20 protein-coding genes are annotated in these 25,038 nt (G+C 44.8%); 9 read left to right on the top strand and 11 right to left on the bottom strand.

The features are described from left to right. A complete protein-coding gene (locus tag R7070_RS03115; RefSeq protein ID WP_005386068.1) occupies positions 1-819 on the top strand; it encodes an EAL domain-containing protein in 819 nt (272 codons plus the stop codon). A 106-nt stretch (positions 820-925) separates the two neighbouring features. On the opposite strand, the gene R7070_RS03110 is transcribed toward R7070_RS03115, so the two are convergent. Next, the gene (locus R7070_RS03110; RefSeq protein WP_318141089.1) at positions 926-1,459 is read right to left on the bottom strand and encodes an RNA-binding S4 domain-containing protein; all 534 of its coding nucleotides are present in this window, start codon (positions 1,457-1,459) and stop codon (positions 926-928) included. A 226-nt stretch (positions 1,460-1,685) separates the two neighbouring features. On the opposite strand from R7070_RS03110, the gene R7070_RS03105 reads away from it, so the two are divergent. Beyond that, positions 1,686-2,639, top strand: a complete 954-nt coding sequence (locus R7070_RS03105; protein WP_005376401.1) for an endonuclease/exonuclease/phosphatase family protein — start codon at positions 1,686-1,688, stop codon at positions 2,637-2,639. Positions 2,640-2,656: 17 nt separating this feature from the next. Here R7070_RS03105 and cra read toward each other — a convergent pair whose 3' ends face one another. Further along, positions 2,657-3,637 carry a catabolite repressor/activator gene (gene cra, locus R7070_RS03100; RefSeq protein ID WP_222133253.1) on the bottom strand — a complete coding sequence of 327 codons (981 nt, stop codon included), beginning with the start codon at positions 3,635-3,637 and terminating at the stop codon, positions 2,657-2,659. Between the two features lie 373 nt (positions 3,638-4,010). Between cra and fruB the strand changes: the two genes are divergently transcribed. Genes fruB through fruA form a run of 3 tightly spaced genes read left to right on the top strand, consistent with a single transcriptional unit; the run spans position 4,011 to position 7,883 of the window. Then, on the top strand, positions 4,011-5,144 hold the full coding sequence (gene fruB / locus R7070_RS03095) for a fused PTS fructose transporter subunit IIA/HPr protein (protein ID WP_054700952.1): 1,134 nt from the start codon (positions 4,011-4,013) through the stop codon (positions 5,142-5,144). Positions 5,145-5,153: 9 nt separating this feature from the next. Beyond that, positions 5,154-6,125, top strand: coding sequence for a 1-phosphofructokinase (gene pfkB, locus R7070_RS03090; protein ID WP_222133252.1), 972 nt, complete (start codon positions 5,154-5,156; stop codon positions 6,123-6,125). A gap of 18 nt (positions 6,126-6,143) precedes the next feature. Then, positions 6,144-7,883: a PTS fructose transporter subunit IIBC gene (gene fruA, locus R7070_RS03085; RefSeq protein WP_005376409.1), complete on the top strand. Its 1,740-nt coding sequence runs from the start codon at positions 6,144-6,146 to the stop codon at positions 7,881-7,883. An 82-nt stretch (positions 7,884-7,965) separates the two neighbouring features. On the opposite strand, the gene R7070_RS03080 is transcribed toward fruA, so the two are convergent. The 4 genes from R7070_RS03080 to R7070_RS03065 all read right to left on the bottom strand — a co-directional run bounded on the left by R7070_RS03080 (position 7,966) and on the right by R7070_RS03065 (position 14,045). After that, on the bottom strand, positions 7,966-8,676 hold the full coding sequence (locus R7070_RS03080) for a hypothetical protein (RefSeq protein ID WP_005376411.1): 711 nt from the start codon (positions 8,674-8,676) through the stop codon (positions 7,966-7,968). Between the two features lie 175 nt (positions 8,677-8,851). Continuing rightward, positions 8,852-11,911 carry an efflux RND transporter permease subunit gene (locus tag R7070_RS03075; RefSeq protein ID WP_005376413.1) on the bottom strand — a complete coding sequence of 1,020 codons (3,060 nt, stop codon included), beginning with the start codon at positions 11,909-11,911 and terminating at the stop codon, positions 8,852-8,854. Continuing rightward, on the bottom strand, positions 11,911-12,972 hold the full coding sequence (locus tag R7070_RS03070; protein WP_017820964.1) for an efflux RND transporter periplasmic adaptor subunit: 1,062 nt from the start codon (positions 12,970-12,972) through the stop codon (positions 11,911-11,913). The genes R7070_RS03075 and R7070_RS03070 overlap by 1 nt, the downstream gene beginning before the upstream one ends. Beyond that, a complete protein-coding gene (locus tag R7070_RS03065; protein ID WP_017820965.1) occupies positions 12,972-14,045 on the bottom strand; it encodes an efflux RND transporter periplasmic adaptor subunit in 1,074 nt (357 codons plus the stop codon). The genes R7070_RS03070 and R7070_RS03065 overlap by 1 nt, the downstream gene beginning before the upstream one ends. 160 nt (positions 14,046-14,205) lie before the next feature. Here R7070_RS03065 and vdeR point away from each other — a divergent pair, with 160 nt between their 5' ends. Next, a complete protein-coding gene (gene vdeR / locus R7070_RS03060; RefSeq protein WP_005376423.1) occupies positions 14,206-14,934 on the top strand; it encodes an efflux transporter transcriptional repressor VdeR in 729 nt (242 codons plus the stop codon). A gap of 71 nt (positions 14,935-15,005) precedes the next feature. Here vdeR and gcvT read toward each other — a convergent pair whose 3' ends face one another. Both gcvT and R7070_RS03050 read right to left on the bottom strand, forming a co-directional pair. Then, entirely contained in the window at positions 15,006-16,124 is a 1,119-nt protein-coding gene (gcvT, locus tag R7070_RS03055; RefSeq protein ID WP_017820967.1) for a glycine cleavage system aminomethyltransferase GcvT, read from the bottom strand. A 260-nt stretch (positions 16,125-16,384) separates the two neighbouring features. After that, positions 16,385-17,008 (bottom strand): helix-turn-helix domain-containing protein, encoded by a 624-nt coding sequence (locus R7070_RS03050; RefSeq protein ID WP_005376429.1) that lies wholly within the window; start codon positions 17,006-17,008, stop codon positions 16,385-16,387. A gap of 379 nt (positions 17,009-17,387) precedes the next feature. Here R7070_RS03050 and R7070_RS03045 point away from each other — a divergent pair, with 379 nt between their 5' ends. The 3 genes from R7070_RS03045 to gcvP all read left to right on the top strand — a co-directional run bounded on the left by R7070_RS03045 (position 17,388) and on the right by gcvP (position 22,108). After that, positions 17,388-18,683 carry a serine hydroxymethyltransferase gene (locus tag R7070_RS03045; protein WP_005376430.1) on the top strand — a complete coding sequence of 432 codons (1,296 nt, stop codon included), beginning with the start codon at positions 17,388-17,390 and terminating at the stop codon, positions 18,681-18,683. 53 nt (positions 18,684-18,736) lie between these two features. Beyond that, complete coding sequence (gcvH, locus tag R7070_RS03040; RefSeq protein WP_005376432.1) at positions 18,737-19,117, top strand: glycine cleavage system protein GcvH; 381 nt, start codon at positions 18,737-18,739, stop codon at positions 19,115-19,117. A gap of 126 nt (positions 19,118-19,243) precedes the next feature. Continuing rightward, on the top strand, positions 19,244-22,108 hold the full coding sequence (gene gcvP, locus R7070_RS03035) for an aminomethyl-transferring glycine dehydrogenase (RefSeq protein ID WP_017820968.1): 2,865 nt from the start codon (positions 19,244-19,246) through the stop codon (positions 22,106-22,108). 241 nt (positions 22,109-22,349) lie between these two features. Here the strand turns inward: gcvP and R7070_RS03030 are convergent, their stop codons facing one another. The 3 genes from R7070_RS03030 to R7070_RS03020 form a co-directional block, all read right to left on the bottom strand. After that, entirely contained in the window at positions 22,350-22,751 is a 402-nt protein-coding gene (locus tag R7070_RS03030; RefSeq protein WP_005388788.1) for a VOC family protein, read from the bottom strand. Positions 22,752-22,991: 240 nt separating this feature from the next. Next, the gene (locus R7070_RS03025) at positions 22,992-23,819 is read right to left on the bottom strand and encodes an MBL fold metallo-hydrolase (protein ID WP_318141088.1); all 828 of its coding nucleotides are present in this window, start codon (positions 23,817-23,819) and stop codon (positions 22,992-22,994) included. Positions 23,820-24,085: 266 nt separating this feature from the next. Further along, positions 24,086-24,991, bottom strand: a complete 906-nt coding sequence (locus R7070_RS03020; protein WP_005376440.1) for a LysR family transcriptional regulator — start codon at positions 24,989-24,991, stop codon at positions 24,086-24,088. Positions 24,992-25,038 lie beyond the last annotated feature (47 nt).

Raw genomic sequence — 25,038 nt, 5'->3', positions numbered from 1 at the left:
ATGGAGTTAAAGAATCAATCCGACTACGAGCGATACATAAAACAAGATAATCTTGGTGAATATTACGTAGTTCTCAATCAATTCACTTTTCACAGTGTTTATCAGCCAATTTTTGATAGACGCCAACGTATTATTGGTATGGAAGCCTTACTGCGTATTCGTGGCATTGATGGTTCCCTAATTCGTCCTGACGTGTTTCTGGCCAATAATGGTCTTGATCCCTACTTTCGCTTATGTGTAGAGTTTTTATCCAGAGCAATGCACATTCGAAATTTTGCACGCTATTTCGCGGGGACGCCGATCAAACTGTTTCTTAACGTCATGCCTCAAACGCTACTCACACTAACCAAAGACATGGGCTTTAAAGATAACGGTCTGCTTTACAAACGCCTTTCCGAACTTGGTATGAGCCCATCAGACGTCGTTTTTGAAGTAGTCGAAGAGTCATGCGGAAATACGGATTTATTAATCAAAGCCGTACAGTTAATGAAAGCAAATGGTTTTATCTTTGCTATCGATGATTTTGGCGCCCAACATTCTGATATCGCACGTGTTCAGCAGCTCTGCCCTGACATCATCAAAATCGATCGTTCCTATTTGCTAGACTACTGCGCCGGAGAAACCTTTTCCATACATAGCGCCGTTGATCTAGCGGATCATATGGGAGCAAAAGTCATTATAGAAGGGGTTGAAGAAGACGTGCAGCTACAAGCTATGTATCAACTTAATTTGGATTATTACCAAGGCTTTTACTTAGGAAAGCCTTGCGCCATTCATCACTGGACAGATAGCCTAAACATCGAGACGACTGTGCATTAACACTGCCCACTTACAGCACAGTGAAACCAAAAAAGCGCCGATATAATATGCTCGGCGCTTCTTAGTTTTACTCAGATGTCACTTATTTAGTTAAGCGTTCATTTCCCTAGAAAAAATCAATAGAATTACGACCGCTCTTCGGATCACGAGTGGCTTGCGGTTTGTCTTCTTTTTTGCCTTTCTTAGCAGACTGAGACAACGCTTCTTTCTGCGCTTTACGTTCTTTATGCGCTGCTTTTCGGCCTGTTGACTTAGGTCCAGAGCCTTTAGCTGGCTTGCTTTGGCGAGATTTCTCTTTACGTGCAGATTGCGCTTCTTTCTTCGCTTTCTTTTCTGCTTTTTGCTCTGCCGTTTCAGGTTCGGTTACTGGCGCATCGCAAACCACAACATAATATTCCTGGTTAAACTCAAAAAAGTCACCATCATACATCTTGCGGCGCTTATGTGTTTCTAGTTCACCATTCACCGCGACGTAGCCTTCCTCGATGATATGTTTTGCTTCGCCGCCACCGCTGACCAAGTTTGCGATTTTAAAAAGCTTGTACAGTTCGATTGGATGCGCATCAACATCGATGCCAATCGCTTCGATCTCAATCTCTTCGCCTTCTAAATACTCTTCGTGGTCGTAATCTTGGGTCATGTTACTTACTCTTACTATTTGATGCCCTGAAGTTTAAACGCAATGCTTAAAAATAGAAACCTCTGCCGATGTTCAATCACCGATTCGCCTTGGCATTTGAGCACCTCTTAACCCATTTAACTTGTCGCTCGTTAGCTTGTATACCGATGCGTAGCTCAAACGAAGCTGCAATTACGCAACCTGAAGGTATATACTCTCTAAGTTATTGTTGAAAAGAGTGAATACTTTGTCTCAACCAAGTAGAATTACCTTTGTCACTGCGAACTTGTTTAATTTTGTCGCACCGCCTAACGCCTACTATGATTTCGAGAACATATACTCGTTAGAGCAATGGCGAGACAAACTTTCGTGGACGCAACGTCAAGTTGAAAAACTGGAAGGCGACGTGATTGGCTTACAAGAAGTGTTCAGTATCGAGAAAACCCAGGCATTCTTTTCAACCATCGGCTACCCCTACTTTGCGACCGTTGACACCCCACATGTTGAGGATGAGTACATTTACTCAAGCCCTGTTGTGGCAATCGCCTCTCGGTTTCCAATAGAAAAAGTACAAGCGGTAGAGTTTGACTTAGCAACGCTTGAGCCTTTTGGAGTAAGTGTTGCTCCAGAGTTCAGTCGCAAACCTATCTATGCCCAAGTAATACATCCTGTACTTGGTCATATCGCCGTTTACGTAACGCACCTGAAATCTCAACGCCCGGCCGACTCAGAACAACCAGAAACGTCTAGCACGATTATTGGGCGCTGGTTATCCACCCAGCAAAGAGGCTGGGAAGCAGCGATGTTAAGAGACGCGATGCAAAAGAGGTATCGAAAAGAACCAATGCCGACAGTGTTAATGGGCGATATGAATCAACCTATCACTCCTATCAGCGTTAACAGCGCATTGGTATCCAATACTGGTGACAGCGTCACTGAATTACAACTCAAAGATGGTTGGTTATTGCAAAGTGCCCCCCTGAAGGATGAACGCCCAGCCACGCACTATCATTTTTCCACTGGGAATGTACTCGACTATATCTTGCTCTCACAAGAGTTTGATACCTTATCAGATATATCGGTTGCCGAGGTTGTTGACTATCAGGTGTCTAACCAACATCTGATCAACCCGATTTATGACAGAGATAAAAACGCCAGCGACCACGCATTTGTGGCGCTGACGGCTGAAGTAAAGCTTTGAGCAACCTATTTAGTTACTTAGTGACGTTTCACAATTTTACGCGGGATAAGTTCTACGCCAGGCTTGTAACGCTTAGCGGAAGCGTTGAGTGCTAACTCCATTGCGCTGTCCGCGATCAACTCAAACTGTTGAGGCAAAGAGTTGATTTTCACAGGCAAGAAGTCCAGCAGTCGATTATCACCAAATGTCGCTAAACGCACCTTTCCCATCAGTTCTGGTTTTTCTAGCATTACATCCAACACACCTTCTAACAGTGTGTATGACGTTGTAACAATGGCATCTGGCAATGCGTTCTCTGTTAACCAACTCTCTAAGACTTTCTTGCCTTCTTCCCGGGAGAAGTGTTGTCCATAACCCACTGTTGCCGTTTTGCCACCTTGTTGAGAAGCAGATAGAAAACCGAGCTCACGCTCTTTTGAGACTTGAAGATCTTGCAATGCACCGATTAAGCCAATGGACTTAATATCTTCGGACAGTACTGACTGAGTGAGTTCAAGTGCGGCGTCAAAATCTTCGCTGATGACACAACAAAAGTGCTCATCATCCATTGGACGGTCTAGCGCGATAACTGGCGTACCAGAATTTTGCAACTTAAGATAATACTCATTAGCCGATGGCATACCACTTGCGACAAATAGCGCGTCAATTCGGCGACTGATTAGCGCTTCAGCAACCTTTTTCTCCGTTTCCGGATCATCATCTGAGCAGCCAATTAGAATTTGATAACCCGCCTTACGCGAGTTTTGTTCAATCAGTTTTGCAAGGCGTGCGTAACTGGTGTTCTCCAAGTCTGGGATGATAAGCCCAAATGAGCGTGAATTACCTGCCCGCAAGGAAGACGCCGCATGATCTGGCTTATAATTGTACTCATCTACAACGGCCATCACCTTTTTCTGAGTCTTCTCGCTGATGCGGTATTTCTGCGCTTTTCCGTTAATCACATAGCTTGCAGTTGTCTTAGAAACACCCGCTAATTTGGCTATTTCATCCAGTGTCATATTCTAAACCTTATTCTGTGCGCGCGATCATATTAATACATCAACGATCTTTCGATAAGTTGAATTATAAGCTGAACCGATTCAGTATAAAAGCTGAAAGGATTCAGCAAAACTTAAAAATTGACGTAAATCACCCGAACACGCAACAAACCAATTTGTGAGCTAGGCTATAGGACAGCGGCAAAGGCTCGTTTGTTAACGTCAGTTTTTAAAACAGTTTTTCTGAGTCTTTTAAAAAATTTACCAACAAGCTGAATCGATTTAGCTTGAAAGATAAAAGGTTTGAGGAGTGATAAGCGCTCAGAAGAAGCGGCGTTCAACTTCTCACACAGAATACATTTTTAAATTGATACCTTAAGGCTGGAGAAGCACCATGCTTAAGCTAAATAAGAACGACATTACCCTCTCGCAATCAGCGACAGATAAGTTTGAAGCAATAAAGAGTATTGCTCATAGCCTTACTGATAAAGGCCTAGTTGAACGCGGTTACGTTGAAGGCATGCTAAACCGTGAAAACCAAAACTCTACGTTTTTGGGGAACGGTATCGCCATCCCGCACGGTACAACCGACACTCGTGCAATGGTGAAAACAACGGGTGTTGCTGTGCATCACTTCCCACAAGGTGTCGACTGGGGTGATGGCAATACTGTGTTCGTCGCTATCGGTATCGCAGCTAAATCTGATGAACACCTTGGCATTCTTAAACAGCTCACCAAAGTGCTAGGCGCAGATGGCGTAGAAGAGCGTCTGCGTAATGCAAAAAATGAAGACGAAATCATCGCCCTACTGCACGGTGATGTTCAGCTTGAAGCAGACTTTGACGCTTCTTTAATTCAACTGATGTTCCCTGCGAGTGACATGCTACAGATTAGTGCTGTTGCAGGTGGTCTGTTGAAAAATACGGGATGTGCTGATAACGAATTCGTTGCCGATCTCGTTACCAAACAACCAACTCACTTAGGTAATGGCCTGTGGTTAATTGGCAGTGACAAACATGTCACTCGCACAGGTGTGTCATTTGTCTCGACGGCAAACGACTGCGAATATGAAGGTCAAAAAGTGCGTGCACTTTTCGCGTTCGCAGCATGTAACAATGCTCACCAACCTATCCTAAAAACGCTTTCTAATATTGTGTTTAACAATGAACACGGCAAGCTTTTAGATGCATCAGTAGAACAGATTCTTGCTTTGTTCAAAGGTGAAGAAGTCACAGCCGCATCTTCAGAAGAAGGCAATACCGCTGTATTTAAAATCAAAAACTCTCACGGCCTACATGCTCGTCCGGGGGCAATGTTAGTCGCAGAAGCGAAAAAGTTTGAATCCACTATACGTGTTGCCAACCTAGACGGAGATGGAAAAGCAGTAAACGCGAAGAGCCTAATGAAAGTTATCGCGCTGGGCGTTAAGCACGGTCACCAACTTCAATTTACAGCAGAAGGCCCTGATGCGCCGCAAGCCTTGGAGTCTATCGGAAATGCAATCGCTTCTGGCCTTGGTGAAGGTTAAGGATCCGATATGACAAACAAAACAAATAAGGTTGTCACTATTACGCTCAACCCAGCATTGGATTTAACAGGTTCAGTAAATGAACTAAACGTTGGTTCCGTGAGCTTAGTACAGCAAAGCAATCTCCACGCTGCTGGTAAAGGTGTCAACGTAGCAAAAGTATTGAGCGATTTAGGCGCAGACGTCACGGTTACCGGCTTTCTCGGTAAAGATAACCCTGAGCTATTTCATCAGCTTTTCAATGACATCAACGTTAAGAATGAATTTGTGGAAGTAAAGGGTGCCACTCGTATCAACGTTAAGCTGGTTGAGGCCAATGGCAACGTCAGTGATATCAACTTCCCTGGCGTTCAAGTAGCTGCCGACGAAATTACTCGCTTTGAGGAGACACTATTTCGTCTAGCGGAGACGCATGATTACTTTGTATTGGCAGGCAGCCTACCGGTCGGTGTTACTGCAGAGCAATGCGCAGCATGGATTGAGAAGCTGCATCAGCAAGGCAAGAAAGTGTTGTTCGATAGCAGCAAAGCAGCACTACGCGCAGGCATCGACGCTCATCCTTGGTTGATCAAACCAAACGACGAAGAGCTAAGTGACTTTGTCGGCGAGCACCTTTCAACGCCAGAACAATGCCAAGCTGCTGCGCAAACACTGAGCGACAAAGGCATAGAAAACATCGTGGTTTCTATGGGACCTGACGGTGTTATGTGGCTCAACCAAGGCGAATGGCTTAGTGCAAAACCACCTCGAATGAATGTAGTGAGCACCGTTGGCGCAGGCGATACGCTGGTCGCTGGCTTGTGTTGGGGCCACATGCAACTGATGCCTAAAAACGATTTATTGCGCTTCGCTACGGCACTTTCTGCTTTGGCAGTTAGTCAAGTTGGCGTAGGGCTAACCAGTCAGGAAGAACTGGAAAATATCAAGCGACAAACTGAAGTTAGCGCGCTTTACCCTATTACAAACTTAGAACAAAACTAAGGAACAGAAGGTTATCGTATGAATATTGCCATTATTACTGCCTGTCCGAGCGGTGTAGCAAATAGCATCCTTGCGGCAGGATTACTAGAACAAGCCGCCGCAAAATTAAACTGGAATGCCAAAATAGAATGTCAATCAAGTGTGGTTGAACCAACACTATTGACGGAAGCTGACGTTGAACAAGCAGAAGTCATTGTCATTGCGGCAAATACTAGCGTCGACACTTCTCGTTTTGTAGGAAAAAAGGTTTACCAAGCGGAAATTAGCGAAGTAGCAAAAGACGCAACTGCGTTTCTCCAGCAAGCGGTTGAAAACGCCACTTTACTTGAAAAAGCAACCACACTTGCAGCCCCTATCACTACAGATACAACATCAGCATCAAAGAAGATTGTTGCAATCACGGCATGCCCTACTGGCGTTGCGCATACCTTTATGGCGGCAGAAGCTTTAGAAGAAGAAGGCAAGCGTCGTGGCCATCAAATCAAGGTGGAAACTCGTGGTTCAGTTGGCGCTAAAAACCAACTGACTGAGCAAGAAATTGCAGACGCCGATCTGGTGATCATTGCTGCGGATATTGAAGTGCCACTTGATCGCTTTAACGGCAAAAAGATGTACCGCACGAAAACAGGTCCAGCTCTGAAGAAAACAGCCGAAGAGATGGACAAAGCATTCGAGCAAGCCACGGTGTATCAACATTCTGGTTCAGCTAACTCTTCATCTTCCACCGAAGAGAAAAAAGGCGCTTACAAACACCTAATGACGGGTGTTTCGCACATGCTTCCTGTCGTCGTTGCAGGTGGTTTGATCATCGCTCTATCTTTCGTGTTCGGTATTGAAGCATTTAAAGAAGAAGGCACACTAGCAGCAGCCTTGATGAACATTGGTGGTGGCTCTGCATTCGCATTGATGATTCCTGTACTTGCTGGTTACATCGCGTTCTCAATTGCTGACCGTCCGGGTCTGGCTCCTGGTCTTGTTGGCGGTATGCTAGCAAGTTCAACGGGTGCTGGTTTCCTAGGTGGTATCGCAGCTGGCTTCATTGCCGGTTATGCAGCGAAGCTCCTTGCGGACAAAGTAAAACTCCCACAATCGATGGAAGCGCTTAAACCAATTCTGATCATTCCATTTGTAGCAACATTGTTCACTGGCCTTGTCATGATCTACATCGTAGGCGGCCCAGTTTCAGGCATCATGAACGGCCTGACTGACTTCCTAAACAACATGGGTTCTGACAGTGCAGTACTACTGGGTATTATCCTTGGCGCAATGATGTGCTTCGACCTAGGAGGCCCGGTAAACAAAGCCGCTTACGCATTTGGTGTTGGCCTTCTGGCTTCACAAACTTACGCACCAATGGCGGCAATCATGGCCGCAGGTATGGTTCCTGCGCTAGGTATGGGTTTAGCGACCTTCATTGCGAAGAACAAATTTGAACAAAATGAACGTGAGGCTGGTAAAGCATCATTTGTCTTGGGCCTGTGTTTCATCTCTGAAGGCGCAATTCCATTTGCTGCGAAAGATCCAATGCGCGTGATTCCATCTTGTATGGCAGGTGGCGCGCTTACTGGTGCCCTATCGATGCTATTCGGTGCGAAATTAATGGCACCACACGGCGGTCTATTCGTGCTGCTAATTCCTAACGCAATTTCACCAGTATTAATGTATTTAGTGGCTATTGCAGCGGGTACAGCGGTAACTGGCTTTACTTACGCATTCTTAAAAAGCAAAGCAGAAGCGAAGCAAGAAGTCGCAGCTTAATTAGAGCGACTCCGGTTAACAATGCCACCCTCGAATTTGGCATTTAGCACCTCCCTTTAATTCCGGTTAAGGGAGGTGTTTTTTATTCCGCAGCCGGAACGGCTACAATGTCTACTTCCCCACTGCTCATATCCACCGTTGCTTGATAAGCGCTATGCGGATCACCGTAGTGCTTGAAGGTAAAGTGGTAAACGTTAGCTGGCGTCCACAAGGTTTTTGACTCTGCGGGCAGAATGTCATAGCCGTCTTGCTGATAAAGCTCTGTCGCCATTACATTTGCGATTGCCGCCTGCTGGTTAGCGTCTCGATCCACCTTTGGCTCTAGTGACGGGTTACTTGGATAAGACTCACCGTTGTAACTCATGAGTCGATATGAGCCATTACTCCAAACGATAAAGTCCTGCCAACCATTACTGTAACTGTCGGCTAGTACAATAGGCGTGCGAGTTACCGACATTCGATTAATAACGTTTCCCTCATTATCAAACATATATGCAGAGCAGCCACCACTACCACAGAAATAGCGATCTTGAAGCAACACTATGTGTTCTGCCTTGCCGTCGCTGTTTAGGTCGGCGCTACCCGATAGATAACGTAGATTGTCTTGCTCGAGCGACAGCCCTTCAGGGGCTAAAACCTTACTATCAATCCAACTGGAAATGACTTCAGCACTAACACTGTTGACTTTAGGGGCAGGTTGTTTGGTTTCTGTCGGCATGCTATCCGTCGCGGTGCAGCCAACCAAGGTGAAAGAACCAACGAAGAAGAGTCCGTTTAATATGCGCTTATTCATGTAATCTCAATCTTTGATGTGTCGTTACATCAGTATACGCATGATTTGCATTGTAATCGTAAGAAAATCATTAAAATCAAGCAAATGAATGGTTTGGTATATATTAGTAAGATCAAAAAAGCCCCGAAGAAAACCTTCAGGGCTAGGCAGGAAGCTGGCAAATAGCCAGGAGTCCCTATGCAGTGGTCGGTTTTACCCTAAACAGAATTGCAAACATCACTGGCACCACTATCAGTGTCAGTACAGTAGCAAAACCAAGACCTGCCATAATCGTTATTGCCATCGAGCCAAAGAAGGCATCGAAGACCAGTGGAATCATCCCCAAGATAGTCGTTAGCGCAGCCATACTTACCGGACGAACGCGGCTTATCGCACTATCGACAATCGCGAGGTAAGGATCTTTACCTGACTCCAACTCAAGGTTAATTTGGTCAAGCAACACAATACCGTTTTTCAAAATCATGCCACTTAGGCTTAACAAACCAAGGAATGCTGTAAAACTGAACGGCATGTTCGTGGTAAGCAAACCAAAAGCAACGCCAATGATCGCTAACGGAACGGTGAACCAAATGACCAACGGCTTTTTGATTGAGTTAAACAGTAAAATAGTAATGATGAACATCAACAAGTAACCCATCGGCAATGAACCGAATAGGCCTTCTTGTGCATCTTTGGATGATTCGTACTCACCACCCCATGTGATTTCGTACCCTTCTGGAACATGCAATGCCATCACTTTAGGCTGTACACGAGCAAATAAGCTTGCTGCCGTGTCGTCACTCAACACATCATGGTCCGCGAGAACGGTTAACGTACGCTTACGGTCACGACGCTGAATTAGCGGCTCACTCCAATCCAGTTGAACGCCATCAATCACTTGATCAACCGGAATATACGTTTGCAACGAAGGACTCCAAATGGTCACGTTTTGTAGTGATTCAAAATCTACGCGTTCTTCTTCAGGAAGGCGTGTCATAATTGGCAACGTATGTGTACCATCACGCAAGTAACCTAAGGTGCTACCACCAAACGCCATTTGCAGTGTGCTTGAAAGATCTTCTTTCGAAATACCTAAGCGACGAGCTTTAGACTCATTGAAAACGGGTACAAGTTCCTTGGTGCGCTCTCGCCAATCGTGACGAATGTTTCGGGCACCAGGATCGGTATGAAGGATGTCTTCAACTTGCACCGCCAAGTCACGTAAAACTTGTGGATCAGGGCCAGTAATACGCGCTTCGATCTTAGACGCTGGTGATGGACCAAATTCCATCAATTTAAACTGGAACGTAGGCGCATCAAATGTTTTCGCCAGATTCTCATCTAACTTATGCAGTAAACCAAACATTTTCTCACGATCAGTCGCGCGAACTTGGAACTGAGCGTACGCTTCGTAACTTTTTTCTGGTTGATAGGTTAAAGCAAAACGCTGTAGGCCCTGCCCAATCGAAGCAGAAACAAAGTCAATATCATCTTGCTGACGAATGTAGCTTTCGACCTCTTCAGCTTTTTTGATCGTTTCACGGATGTCAGTACCTTCTGGCATCCACATATCCACGTAGAACATCGGCGTATTCGATGGTGGGAAGAACTGCTGTTTTACATTACCAAATGCCACGACAGCACCCACTAATAGCGCCACCATGCCAGCAACGGTAAGCCAGCGGAATCGCAATGCAAATTTCAGCGATGCCCCAAATACGACAAACAACCAGCCTTTATAAGGATCATCTTCGCTAGTACCTTGCTCTTTGTTTTCCTCTTTCAACAAAAGATCGGCAAGGAAAGGCGTCAGTGTAATAGCGGTAATCCAGCTTAAAAATAGTGAGAAACACAGCACCCAGAATAGAGAGCCCATGAACTCACCTGTCGCATCTTGCGACAAGCCGATAGGTGCAAAAGCCGTAATTGCAATAACAGTCGCGCCCAGCAAAGGCCATTGTGTTTGCTTTACAATATCGACAGCCGCTTGAACTTTGGTACGCCCTTTCTTTAGGCCAACCAATATGCCTTCCACGACAACAATCGCGTTATCAACCAGCATACCTAAGGCAATAATTAACGCGCCAAGAGAAATACGATGCAGTTCGATGTTGTTGTAATTCATCAAAATGAAGGTACCAAATACCGTCAATAACAACACAACTCCAATGATGACACCACTGCGTAAACCCATAGTAAACAGCAACACAATGATTACGATCGCCACTGCCTCCGCTAGACTAATTACAAACGCTTTAACAGATTCATCCACCTCATTGGCTTGGTTGTAAAAGTAGTTCATATCGATGCCAGCAGGCTTGATAGACTCAAGGCTCGCGAGCTCCGCATCCAAACGTTCACCAACCTCAACCACGTTCACACCCGATGCAAACGAGATACCGATATTAATCGCTTTTTGACCGTTAAAGAGTACGACGTTGCCTGGCTTCTCTTGAATACCGCGAGAAATCGTTGCTACGTCTTTTAGACGAATTAGATTTCCTGTGTCACGGCCATGAATGATCAGATTTTCTAGTGCTTCTACAGTGTTTAAGGTGCCGCTTGGGCGAATAACAAGGCTTTCGCCATTGACCATCACTTCCCCTGCTGAAACCACATTGTTTTGCTGGTTCAACAAGCTCGAAACCACATTCATGTCTAAGTTCAGTGCAGCAAGGCGATCAAGTGAGATCTCAACGAATAGCATTTCTTGCTGATCGCCCGTGATGTCTACCTTACCAACGCCATCAACAAGCTCGATTTCACGGGTCAGGTAATCCGCATAACGTTTCAGCTCTACATAGTCGTAATCGTCACCAGTGAGCATTAACATCACGCCATAAACGTCACCGAAATCATCAATGATCTGTAAAGACTGAACACCTTGAGGCAATGATGGTCGTAAATCATTAATTTTACGGCGCATTTCATCCCAAATTTGCGGCAGTTCATCAGGACCATAGTCCATTTCCATGCTCACCGTTATTTGAGACATACCATTAGAAGACGTAGAGGTAATTTTGTCGATATAAGGGAGTTTTCGAATCTCTTTTTCTAGAGGATACGTCAGCTCTTCTTCAACTTCTTTTGACGTCGCGCCAGGGTATGTTGAGATGATCATGGCATCTTTGATCGTAAATGCCGGGTCTTCTAATCGTCCAAGCTCCAAAAATGACGTTAAACCACCAACAGCAAGGATAATAATGAACAACCAGCTGATGACTTTGTTTTTTATTGAATACTCAGCAATGTTCATTATTGGTTATTCTCCACAACATCCACATGTTTACCTTCGCGTAATTTACGCAGATTTGAATTAATCAGAATATCGCCCTGGCTAACACCTGACGACACAATGGCTCCATTGCCATTCACTTGAGAAATCATGACAGGCACTCGTGTGACAATGTCACCTTCTTTTTTCCACACAAAGAACTCATTCCCTTCACTGCCTGCTTGAAGCGCCGTGACAGGAACACTGTAACCATCAATAGAGGTAATGCCCGCCTTCACCATATCGACCAAAACGCTTACGCTGGTTCCCGGCAATATCTCTGTTTTTGGCTGTGGCATCGTCAAGTACATTTCGTAGGTTTGAGTTTCAGCGTTGGGTTCACTTGTGTGCTCTAAATAGTCCAAAGCAAATCTGCCATCGATGCCGGAGAAGGTTGCTCTAGGCTTGTAGCTCATGCTGTCTGAGTTTGGGTCTACCATCGCTAAAACATTGTCGGAAAGCTCAATACGCACGTAAACCAAATCGTTTTGGTATAGGTTTAACACGGGTTCACCAATTGCCACACGCTCAAAACGTTCTTTGAAAACATCAGATACTTTACCGGCGAACGGGGCGAATAAACGGGTGTAATTCAATTGATTGGTCGCGTTATAGAAAGTAGCCTCAGCTAGCTCTTTATTGGCGGTTAGCTCATCAAGTTCCGCTTTTGAAATCATTTGACGTGCATGCAAGTCTTCACCGCGTTTAAGCTGACGAATTGCGAGTGTGTATTGTGCTTCTGCGTCATTCACGGCTTGCTTCTCTTTGCTATCATCTAGCTTTGCGATCATTTGCCCCTGCTTCACAACGTCACCCGCTTTAACCAATACGTGCTGAACTTCCCCAGCGCGGCGAAATGCCATTGGCGTTTGCTCTGCAGGCACTACTATGCCTTTGAACGCGCGATGTTGACTTTCTACTGGTGCATCCACCGAGATAGTCGACACAAAAAGTGGCTGCTCGACGATAGCTTGGTTTTCATTTTTGCACCCTGTTAAAACTGCAAGTGCAATCGCAGAGATCGTAAGTAGAGAACGTTTCATTAAATGCCTCCCTCACGAACCCAAGCTTTCACCACTTGTCCTTCAACCAGTCTCTCAACACCAGCAATAACAACGTAATCATTGTTATCAAGCCCGGCTTTCACACCACCTGCTGCGTCAAGTGACACAGTGACTTTATTGACCTGCTGCGTGCTTCTGTCCATTACCCAAACTTCACCTTGCGTCCCATTTTTGTTGACCCAAGCAGACTGAGGTAACGTCATCGCGTCCGATACATGTTGTTTAGCAATGTGTACCTGCCCAGTCATACCTGTCAGCAAATTGCGATCTTCTGGTCGAGTGATGGTCACGATCGCCTCATAACTATTGGTATCGATGTTTGGCTGCGTCGAAATTTCTTTAAATTGCCCAGGGATACGTTTTCCTGGCTCGCTATCCATCGTCACCCACATATCGGAGTTTTGCAGTGACTCAAGTGATACAGATTCCGCATAACTTACTGGCAAGGTGAAAGATACATCCAACGTCGTGTTATCAATGAGATTCAAGATCTCCTGCTTCTCTGCTACTACTTGAAACGGGTTGACATAGGTATATGACACAATGCCATCAAACGGTGCGTGAATTTTGGTATAGCTCAAATCGGTTTTAGCTTGTTCGTAGTTCGCCAATGCCGCTTTATATTGAGTTTCTTTCTGATCGTACTCATCAGTACTAATGAGTTTTTTTCCGTAAAGGTTTTTCGCGCGGTCCCATTGTGTTTTCGCTAACGCGTACTGCGCTTGAGCGGCATCTAACGCAAGCTGAAGATCTTTAGGGTCTAACGTTGCGAGCACTTCACCTTTTTGGACTTTTTGACCCATGCGTACACGTAATTCATCAACCTCTCCACCAACCTGAAAAGAAAGCTGCGCGCGATGTGTTGCATCAATACGCGCTAAAAAGGCGTGCGAGTCTTCAAGTTCTAGGTCTTTCACCGCCAGTAATTTTACAGGTTTGATTAAAGGTTCAGACGGCTCAGAAATGGCTTTATTACACCCAGTTAGCATCCCAGAAAGACTTAATGTCACCACTGCGCCAACTAAAGTGCGCTTTAAATATTGTTTTCGCACCCGCTTTCTCCGTAGGTTTTATATATTACACAGCCGTGCAGTATAAGCAGAATTTGAAATTGATCAACATATTTTCCAGGTGGATAGCAAATTAATTAGTCAAAGCGTTCGGTTTCTGGTAAAAGTAAGCGCGTGATTAATATTCGGGAAAATTCGAACTATGAATGAAAGAAAGCAGGGGCGTAGAAGTGCTGAAGCAGCAGAACAAACTAAGTGTCTGATCCTTAAAGTGGCAGCAGATATGTTTTGTGAACTTGGTTACGAGCGTGTCTCGCTGCGCAATATCAGTGAAAAGGCTGGTGTTTCACATAGTTTGATCCGTCACCACTTCGGCAGCAAAGAGAAAATCTGGCAAGCGGTTAGCGATGCAATGGACGAGTTCATGCAGTGCTATATGGCTGAACTCATCAATGAAATGCCGGAGAACACACCTTCGAATAGAAAAATTTATCTGTTTATGGTTCGCATGCTAGCATTTGCTCTCGTCAATCCTCACCCAGTACAGATGATCGCCGATGCCATTCGACAAGGCGATGACGGTGCTCTGCTGCAGTATTTCTTAAAGTCAAAAGATGAGTTCGCTGCAATATTTACCGGAATTTTCGAGCAGTACAACAGCGAAAACCCTAATGCACAATTTGATCAGTGGGAATCAAAGTGGCAAATGTTGATCTTCGCACATGGTGCTGTCAGTCTCGCGCCAATGATGCAAGAAACATGGCCGGATATTGCAGATAATCGCGAAAAACTGCTGATCAAGCATTGGGAATTGTTTAATACCATTATGGCCTCTCAATTTGGGATCCCAAAAGAAGAGATGATTCATCCGGAAAAGCTTGAAGATATCGTTATTGATATGTGCTGTACTATTGATGAAGCAGTAAACTAAAAGTAAACAAGCGAAAAGAAGACATAAAAAATGCCGAGCTACAAAGCTCGGCATTTTTGTTTCAATTCGTTTTAACCACGGTAGTAACGTTGTGGTACGAACGGCATTTTTTCAACTGTCATTGGTAGCATTTTACCACGCACTTCAGCGAACACTTCAGTACCAATCGCCGCCAAATCCGCACGAACATAACCCATTGAGACTGGCTTACCTGCATTCGGACCCGCCGTACCGCTGGTTACAACGCCAATTTTAACGCCGTCAGCATCAAACAGTTCAACACCTTCACGCACTGGCGCTTTGGTTTGACCTACTAGACCCACACGCTTACGCGCCACATCTTTAGTCTCAATCTGCTTAAGAATAATGTCTGCGCCAGGGAAACCACCTTCACGTTCACCACCAATACGACGAACTTTTTGGATACCCCATAGCAAGCTCGCTTCAACAGGTGTTGTTGTTGTGTCTAGGTCATGACCGTATAGACAAAGGCCACACTCAAGACGAAGTGAATCACGAGCACCAAGGCCAATCCATTCAACTTCATCTTCCGCAGTCAGTTTACGTGCTAGCTCTTCCGCTTTGTCAGCAGGAACCGAGATTTCGTAACCGTCTTCGCCTGTATAACCACTACGAGAAACAATGCACTCGGCGCCTAAAATATCGACTTTACGAATATCCATGAACAGCATTTCAGAAACTTCTGGTGCAAAACGCGCCAATACAGCCGCCGCTTTAGGGCCTTGGATTGCAAGTAGAGCTCGGTCTTCGATAATTTCTAGCTCAACACCAGATGGTAAATGCGCTTGTAGGTGTGCGATATCTTGCGCTTTACATGCTGCGTTCACAACCACAAACAGATGATCGCCTAGGTTAGCCACCATCAAGTCGTCCATGATGCCGCCCTCTTCATTAGTGAAAAAAGCGTAACGCTGTTTACCAGACTCAAGATCCACAATATCCACTGGAACTAATGTTTCTAGGAACGCAGCTGCACCGTCACCAATTAGGCGAAGCTGTCCCATGTGAGAAACGTCAAACAGACCTGCCGCATCACGAGTATGTAAGTGTTCCTTCTTTACGCCTAGAGGATACTGAACAGGCATATCGTAACCCGCGAACGGGACCATTTTGGCACCAACTTCAACGTGAAGTGCGTGTAGTGGTGTTTTCAGTAGTTCTTGAGTCATTTTCGTCTCCATTTAGATAGACCCGAGAATGCTATCGGCATTCGATGTGTTTCCAATAATAAACATGGCTCATTCTATTTTGCACGAACAAGACGTAGATCGACTTGCAAAAGTGTGACTCTTAACATTTTAATCACAACAAATCGTACAAAAAAAGCGCTTTAATGAGCAAGTTCTCATCAAAAAAGCGCCTTTTCATCATAACGACCACCAACAGCAATCGTTTGCTTTCACTATAGGAAATTTACAAGTATTTATCACTATTTGGCTGTCACCCACAAAATGAGCGCATCTTCCTCGCTAACACTGGTCAACATATGTCCCATATTTGCATCGTAATAAACGCTGTCTCCCTCGCTTAAAACAACAGGTTCGTAAAACTCAGAATAGAACATGACCTCACCAGATAAGATAAGCAGAAATTCTTCGCCATCATGACGAACCCAGTCTTTATATTCATCAAAACTACGAGCTCGAATTTGGCTCTTAAACGGCATCATTTTCTTATTGGAAAGTTGTGTCGCGAGCAGTTCATGTTCATAAGTTTGTGTTGGGTGTGGTTTACCTTCATTCTTCTTGGTAACATCCCTACGCCCTGTCGCTACCTTTTTTCTAGGTGGCTCAAAGAGTTGTGGCATGTCAATTTGTAAGCCAAGTGCCAATTTTTGCATCGCTTGAAACGTCGGGGAGATCTGCTCATTTTCTATTTTGCTCAGTGTAGATCGAGCAAGCCCGGTTCGCTGACTGGCCTCTTCTAATGTGATACCGAGTTTCGAGCGGATATCCTTAATACGCTGGCCCAGTTTTAACGGCTCGATATTTTGGTCATGTTGCTCTTTTGCCAACGTCATCGATGGGTATTCATCGTAAATACTTTCTGCCATAAATCCCTCTATAGATATCCATATTTTTTGTCTTACTCGCATTGTGCATGAAGCACATAGTGGATAGAAGTCCACCAAGTGAATTAAAGCGTGCTCTTGTTAACAAATTTTGAAATCTTGTTTCCTATAGGAAATTTTTGGTTGATTGTTCCCGTCACAGGCGCTATGTTACCAACTTGTTAGATGTAGAGATGCATATTTCCGTAAGAGATTGGTAAAGGAAACACGCAATCCAACGGAGTTTTTGCCCAAATTTAGGGCCGGATGTTCACTCTGTTCTGCTACGCAGTTCAGCTGTTTTTGAGGACAAATGAACCACAACCGCAAATCATAACTCATCTATTGCGGGTTCATTTTCAGATTTGGAAGGTCAACTACCATGAATAAGAGTTACCCTAACCACAGCTTGGAAAACTTTTTCTCTACCAACCTCTCTGCGACAGATGATGCTGTCTTTGCTGGAATTCAAGCGGAATCCGCTCGCCAAAACGAACAAATCGAACTTATCGCTTCTGAGAACATTGTTTCTAAAGCGGTAATGCAAGCTCAAGGCACATGCCTAACAAACAAATACGCTGAAGGCTACCCAGGTCGTCGTTACTATGGTGGTTGTGAGCACGTAGATACAGTGGAAGCCATTGCTATCGAACGCGCAAAAAAACTTTTCAATTGTGAATACGCAAACGTTCAACCACACTCAGGCGCACAAGCAAACGGCGCAGTAAAACTAGCACTGCTTCAACCTGGTGACACCATTCTTGGTATGTCTTTAGACGCAGGTGGTCACCTGACGCACGGTGCACGCCCTGCACTTTCTGGTAAATGGTTTAATGCAGTTCAATACGGTGTTGATCGCGAAACACTGGAAATCAACTACGAAGATGTTCGTGAGCTAGCACTTGAGCACCAACCTAAAATGATCATCGCAGGTGGTAGCGCTATTCCACGTACTATCGACTTTGCAAAATTCCGTGAAATCGCAGACGAAGTAAATGCAATTCTTATGGTCGACATGGCACACATCGCCGGTCTTATCGCAACAGGCGCGCACCCTAGCCCACTGCCACACGCACACGTTGTTACGACTACAACACACAAAACATTGCGTGGCCCTCGCGGCGGTATGATTCTTACTAACCACGAAGACATCATTAAGAAAATCAACTCAGCCGTATTCCCTGGCCTACAAGGTGGCCCACTGATGCACGTTATCGCAGCCAAAGCGGTCGCATTTGGTGAAGCGCTTGGCCCTGAATTTAAAACTTATATTGATTCGGTGATCAATAACGCAAAAGTCCTAGCGGAAGTATTGCAAACTCGCGGTTGCGACATCGTAACTGGTGGCACAGACACGCACCTAATGCTGGTTGACCTTCGTCCGAAAGGGTTGAAAGGCAATAAAGCAGAAGAAGCTCTAGAGCGTGCTGGGATCACATGTAACAAAAATGGCATCCCATTCGATACAGAGAAGCCTATGATTACATCGGGCATCCGTTTAGGAACGCCTGCGGGTACAAGCCGCGGCTTTGGCGCTGAAGAATTCAAACTCATCGGTAATTGGATTGGTGACGTACTGGACGGTTTAGTGAACAACCCTGAAGGTGACGCAGAAGTTGAAAAACGCGTTCGCAAAGAAGTAAAAGAACTTTGCAGTCGCTTTCCTCTATACCAGTAAACGATTTTTTTAAAATCATAATAATTCCTGACAAGTTATTCGGAGATTAAGCAATGGACAAAACACTGAAGTTTGCAGATAGCCACGAGTGGGTACGTGACAACGGTGACGGCACAGTAACAATTGGTATTTCTGAGCATGCACAAGAAATGCTAGGTGACGTGGTATTCGTTGACCTACCAGACGTAGAAGACGAAGTTGAAGCAGGTGAAAGCTTCTCTCTCGTTGAATCTGTAAAAGCAGCGTCAGACATCTACGCACCAATCACTGGTGAAATCGTAGAAATCAATGAAGAACTAGAAGACAGCCCAGAGCTAATTAACGAAGAGCCGTACGAAGGTGGCTGGATCGTAAAAGTGAAGATGTCTGATGTATCTGAACTAGATAACCTGAAAGACGCAGACGAATACCTAAACTCTATCGAAGAAGAGTAATTAGGATGTGACGAAAGCTGTTCCCTAGCCTGTTTAGAGAACAGCTTTTTTTCTAGGTTCGGACGTATAATTTAATTTATCAGTAACGCAAATCCGTTACCCGAACCAAGGAGTAGGTAAAGGACAATGACTGAATTACTTCAAAGCCTCAGCACACAAAACGAGTTCGTTGCTCGCCACAATGGACCAAACAAATCTGACCAACAGAAAATGTTGGAAGCGATCAACGCAGTTAGCCTAGATTCGCTTATCGACGAAACCGTACCAGCACAAATTCGCCTAGAGCAACCAATGAGCTTGGCAGAAGCGAAAAGCGAAGCAGACATGCTGGCAGCAATGCGTAAGTTCGCCGATCAGAACCAAGTTAAACGTACATTCATTGGTCAGGGTTACTACAACACCTTCACGCCGAACGTGATTCTACGCAACGTGATGGAAAACCCGGGCTGGTACACTGCTTACACCCCTTACCAACCAGAAATCTCACAAGGTCGTTTAGAAGCACTTCTAAACTACCAACAAATGGTGATGGATCTTACTGGTATGGAAATCGCGAACGCGTCATTGCTCGATGAAGCAACGGCAGCAGCAGAAGCGATGACACTTTGTAAGCGTGCGGGTAAAAGCAAGAGCAACGTATTCTTCGTTGCTGACGACGTTCACCCACAAACCATCGAAGTGGTAAAAACTCGTGCGAAATTCATCGGCTTTGAAGTCTTGGTTGGTTCTTTAGAATCACTACCAGAGCAAGACGTGTTCGGCGCACTAGTTCAATACCCAAGTACAACAGGTGAAGTTCGTGACCTAACGGACATCATCGCTAAAGCGCAAGCAAACAAAACACTAGTGACTGTAGCAACGGACCTTCTTGCTTCTACCCTACTTAAACCTGCAGGTGAAATGGGCGCAGACGTAGCAATCGGTTCAGCACAACGTTTTGGCGTGCCGATGGGTTACGGCGGTCCACACGCTGCTTTCATGGCAACTCGTGATAAGCACAAGCGTACAATGCCTGGTCGTGTTATCGGTGTTTCTATCGATACCAACGGTAACCAAGCACTGCGTATGGCAATGCAAACGCGTGAACAGCACATCCGTCGTGAAAAAGCGACTTCAAACATCTGTACTGCTCAAGCACTGCTAGCGAACATGGCGTCTTTCTACGCGGTTTACCACGGCGCAGAAGGTCTACGCACGATTGCTCGTCGTACGCACCACATGACAGCCATCCTAGCCGCTGGCCTAACTAAAGGCGGCTTCGAGCTTGCTCACAACAGCTTCTTCGACACCATCACTATCAACACAGGTGCACAAACTGAAGACCTATACGCGAAAGCACTAGCCGCAGACATCAACCTACGTAAGTTGGGTACTCAGCTAGGTGTGAGCTTCGACGAAACCACAACCGTGGCAGATGTAGAAGCCCTATTCGCAGTATTCGGTGTGAAAGAAGAAGTCGCAGCACTATCAACTGAAATCGCAGGCAACGAGTTTGCAGCCATTCCAGAAGCATTGCGCCGCACAACAGAATATCTAACACACCCTGTGTTTAACACGCACCACAGCGAAACACAGATGATGCGTTACCTAAAACAGCTAGAGAACAAAGACTTCTCACTCACGCACGGCATGATCCCACTGGGCAGCTGTACGATGAAGCTGAACGCAGCAGCAGAGATGATTCCAGTAACTTGGCCTGAGTTTGGTTCGATCCACCCGTTCGCACCAGCAGAACAAGCAGCTGGTTACGCTGCACTCGCAAAAGACCTTAAAGAAAAGCTATGTGAAATCACTGGCTATGACGCATTCTCACTACAACCAAACTCTGGTGCATCGGGTGAGTACGCAGGTCTTATCGCGATTCAACGCTACCACGAAAGCCGTGGCGAAGGTCACCGCAACGTATGTTTGATCCCAAGCTCTGCGCACGGTACTAACCCTGCGACAGCATCTATGGTGTCAATGAAAGTGGTTGTGGTTAAGTGTGATGAAGAAGGCAACATCGACATCGACGACCTAGCAGCGAAAATCGAGAAACACAAAGACAACCTATCAAGCATTATGATCACTTACCCTTCTACGCACGGCGTTTACGAAGAGAAAGTGAAAGAAGTGTGTGAAATGGTTCATGCCGCTGGTGGTCAGGTTTACCTAGACGGCGCTAACATGAACGCGCAGGTTGGTCTAACATCACCAGGCTTCATCGGTTCAGACGTTTCTCACCTAAACCTACACAAAACCTTCTGCATCCCGCACGGTGGTGGCGGTCCGGGTATGGGTCCTATCGGTGTGAAATCTCACCTAGCTCCTTTCTTACCAGGGCATATTGAAGACGGTGTAGAAGGCGCAGATTTCGCAGTATCAGCAGCAGATATGGGTAGCGCTTCTATCCTGCCTATCTCTTGGGCTTACATCGCAATGATGGGCGAAGCTGGCCTAACAGATGCTACAAAAGTAGCAATTCTGAACGCAAACTACGTGATGGAAACACTTCGCCAACACTACCCTGTTCTTTACCGTGGCAAAAATGGCCGCGTAGCGCACGAATGTATTATCGACATTCGTCCGCTGAAAGAAGAAACAGGTATCAGCGAAGAAGACATCGCGAAGCGTCTAATGGACTACGGTTTCCACGCACCAACTATGTCGTTCCCTGTAGCGGGCACGCTAATGGTTGAGCCAACGGAATCGGAAGATCTAGAAGAGCTGGACCGCTTCTGTGATGCGATGATCGCTATCCGCGAAGAAATGGAGAAAGTGAAAAACGGTGAATGGCCACTGGATAACAACCCACTTGTTAACGCGCCACACACACAAGTTGATCTTTCAGCTGAAGATTGGGACCGCCCTTACTCTCGCGAGATTGGCTGCTTCCCGTCTAAAGCGACCAAATCTTGGAAGTACTGGCCAACGGTAAACCGCGTAGATAACGTATACGGCGACCGTAACCTAATCTGTTCATGCCCAAGCATCGATAACTACGAAGATTAATTTTTGTAGTCTCTAAATCGACAAAGGCGAACCGTTTGGTTCGCCTTTTTGTTTTTGGTGTGCCGCCCTAACACTTGTTGATACATCGAGAAGGAATGATGGCTAGTTATTGTTTGCACAAAAGTGATTTAGAAATACAGTAACTTCTGAGAACCTTTGAATTAGCACTAATATCTCAGAGCCTTAAAGGCTTGTTGGAAACTCCTCATGAACACTATGCTATGCAGGTGCTATGTAGTTTCTAGTTCAGTTGCAGTAAGTCCCATTTATTACCATAGAGATCTTGGAACACCACCACTGTCCCGTATTCTTCCACACGAGGCTCTTCATTAAATACAACACCATTTTTCTTCATCAACTCGTAGTCACGCCAAAAATCATTAGTTTGCAGAAACAGGAAAACACGACCACCTGTTTGATTTCCTACTGCATGCGTTTGCTCCGGTGTACTCGCTTGAGCTAAAAGTAGGTTTGTACCATTGGAGTTTGGAGGAGAAACTTGAACCCAGCGTTTACCACCACCTAGGTTGGTATCTTCAACCAGAGTGAATTGAAGTTTTTGAGTATAGAACTCGATAGCATCGTCGTAATTTTCAACGACTAGAGCAATGTTTCCGATTTGCTGCTGAACAGTTTTGGCCATGATGATTTCCGCTGTGTCAAAACGCTAATTGTACGCTATTTTGAGACTTTTCCAGAAAGCACGTAACGCCTTGCAAAGGTTTAAACGAATGTTTACGCACAGCGCCTTTGTCACTAGAACCGACAAACAATATAGCTGCCACCAGTGTCGAATCTTGATTGAGCAACTTATTAAAGCCTTAGCTATAACTCAAGAGTAAACCTCTAACCTAATAACGAAGGCTGCTCGTATACCATGGTATTATAGTTCTTCTAGTTTTCCCTTAGCTAAATCTTCTTGTTGCTTAAGGAACATGAAGAAGTTTGCCTCACTGATAAACGGGTTACCGCTTGTGCCGAGCTTCTTCCTATTTTCAAAAAGGAAATTTTTATGTGGATGGTTCGAAAGGTTAACGTTCACAATAGGTGCCTGTAGTGAAATTTTTCTAATTTTCTCCATGCTAGTCAGGAACTGGCCAATAACTTCTGGATCATTGCTACTTACGCTATGCCCACCAACGATAAAAGCACGATATTGTTCGCCATTATCTTCAACAGCGAAGTCTAAGGAATAATCACCTTCCGTGTGGCCAGGTGTGAGATAGAACTTAAACTCATGTCCACCAATAGCCATAGAGCTATCGCTTTTTATCTCTATGTCTAAATTTGGAGGAAGGAACTTGTTCTCACCTTCGCTTTTGTTTGATTGCTGTATAGATAGTTCATGAGCGCTTTTGGTCACCACAACTTTGGAACCATACTTCTCTTGAAGTAACTGGGCGCCTCCAACATGGTCAGAATGCCCATGAGTTACCAATATGTGCGTTATTGGCTTATCTTTTAGCCCTAGCTTTTCTAGGTTGATAGGTATCCACTCAGAGTAAGGGAAATCAAGCGTATCAATGATAACCAGTCCGTCGTCTGTAGCAATGGCATATGATGAGACCCACTTGTCTCCTACATAATAGACATTATCAAACATTTGAAATGGTTCTACATAACCGTTCTTATCATTCATTGCTGGAACATATTGACTTAAAGAAGCAAAAGACGAAGCACTTAAAAGTAAACCTACAACAATTTTTTTCACGAAATCACACACAAATATATCCTTAATAATTTCTTATAGAACCTCGCGGATGAGAAAGCTCTAAACGATTTTCAGACGCAAATACAACTGCAAATACTTTCTACTTAGCTTTAGTTTTAGCTGACCGAATCACTTGTAAACTCGAATCCCATTAACTGCCTATGTATTCATGATTCTTTTAGAGGTTAAATAAATGAACTCAATTGAAGCAGAGTCATGAAGCTTCAATTGAGGTTACCGGCACAGCACAATGTGATAAACCTCTTTCAAGCAAACATTTGAATGCGATTTTTCCAATTTAAGACATGTTCAATAAATGCATCAACTCTTGCAGGCCTTTTATCGCGGTCTCGATACATAATGAATACTTCTTTACCCGAGCATTGCCATTCTGGCAACAAAGGCAGCAGGTTATGTTGATCATGATTTAGCTCATGAAAGTAATAGGTTGGAATCCACGCAATTCCTAAACCATGGATGACGGCGTCTCTAACTAGCAGTACATCATTTGAAGTGAATTGAAACTTTAGCGGATGATCAAATGTTTCATTGGTGATTTGATTAACTAATTTCCATTGGCTGTCGTTGTTTACCGTAATTAGGCGATGATGAACAAGTTGTTCTGGATGGGTAATCGGTTGGTGTTGTTCTAAATAGCTTCGTGATGCACAAAGCGCAAATGGAATCGACCATAATTTCTGAGCAATCCAGTCTTGTTCAATAAGATCACCAAGACGAAAACTAACATCGACACGGTTAGATACAAGATTGATTTTTTCATTCTGTACATCTAAATCGATACATATCTTCGGATGTTGCTCTGCAAATTCATAAACGCACCGCTTTAACCACATCTGTGTCATGTTAATTGGCGCTGATATTTTGATCGTTCCGCTTAAAGACTGACGCTCAGTCGCAATTCTCGATGTCACATTATTTAAGCTAAGAAGTAACGGCTCACAGAGTTGATAATATTTTTCGCCATCAGTTGTTAACGCAAAGTGGTGTGCACTGCGGTTAAATAGTCTGCAATTTAAGTTTGTTTCCAGCCTTTTTAACTTCCGGCTTAGCGTGGCTAACGGGACATTAAGACGCTCAGATGCTTGTGTTAGGCTTTGATAGCGAGCAACAGAAACGAATAACAAAAGATCATCCAAAGAGTGACGTTCCATATTTGGGATTAACCCTCTTAAATTTGGCTATTAAAAATCAAATATGA

The sequence above is a fragment of the Vibrio sp. 1557 genome, assembly GCF_033340175.1.
Classification (GTDB): Bacteria; Pseudomonadota; Gammaproteobacteria; order Enterobacterales; family Vibrionaceae; genus Vibrio; species Vibrio alginolyticus.
The sequence above is the reverse complement of the archived record's forward strand: the minus strand, read 5'-3'. Positions and strand labels throughout refer to the sequence as shown.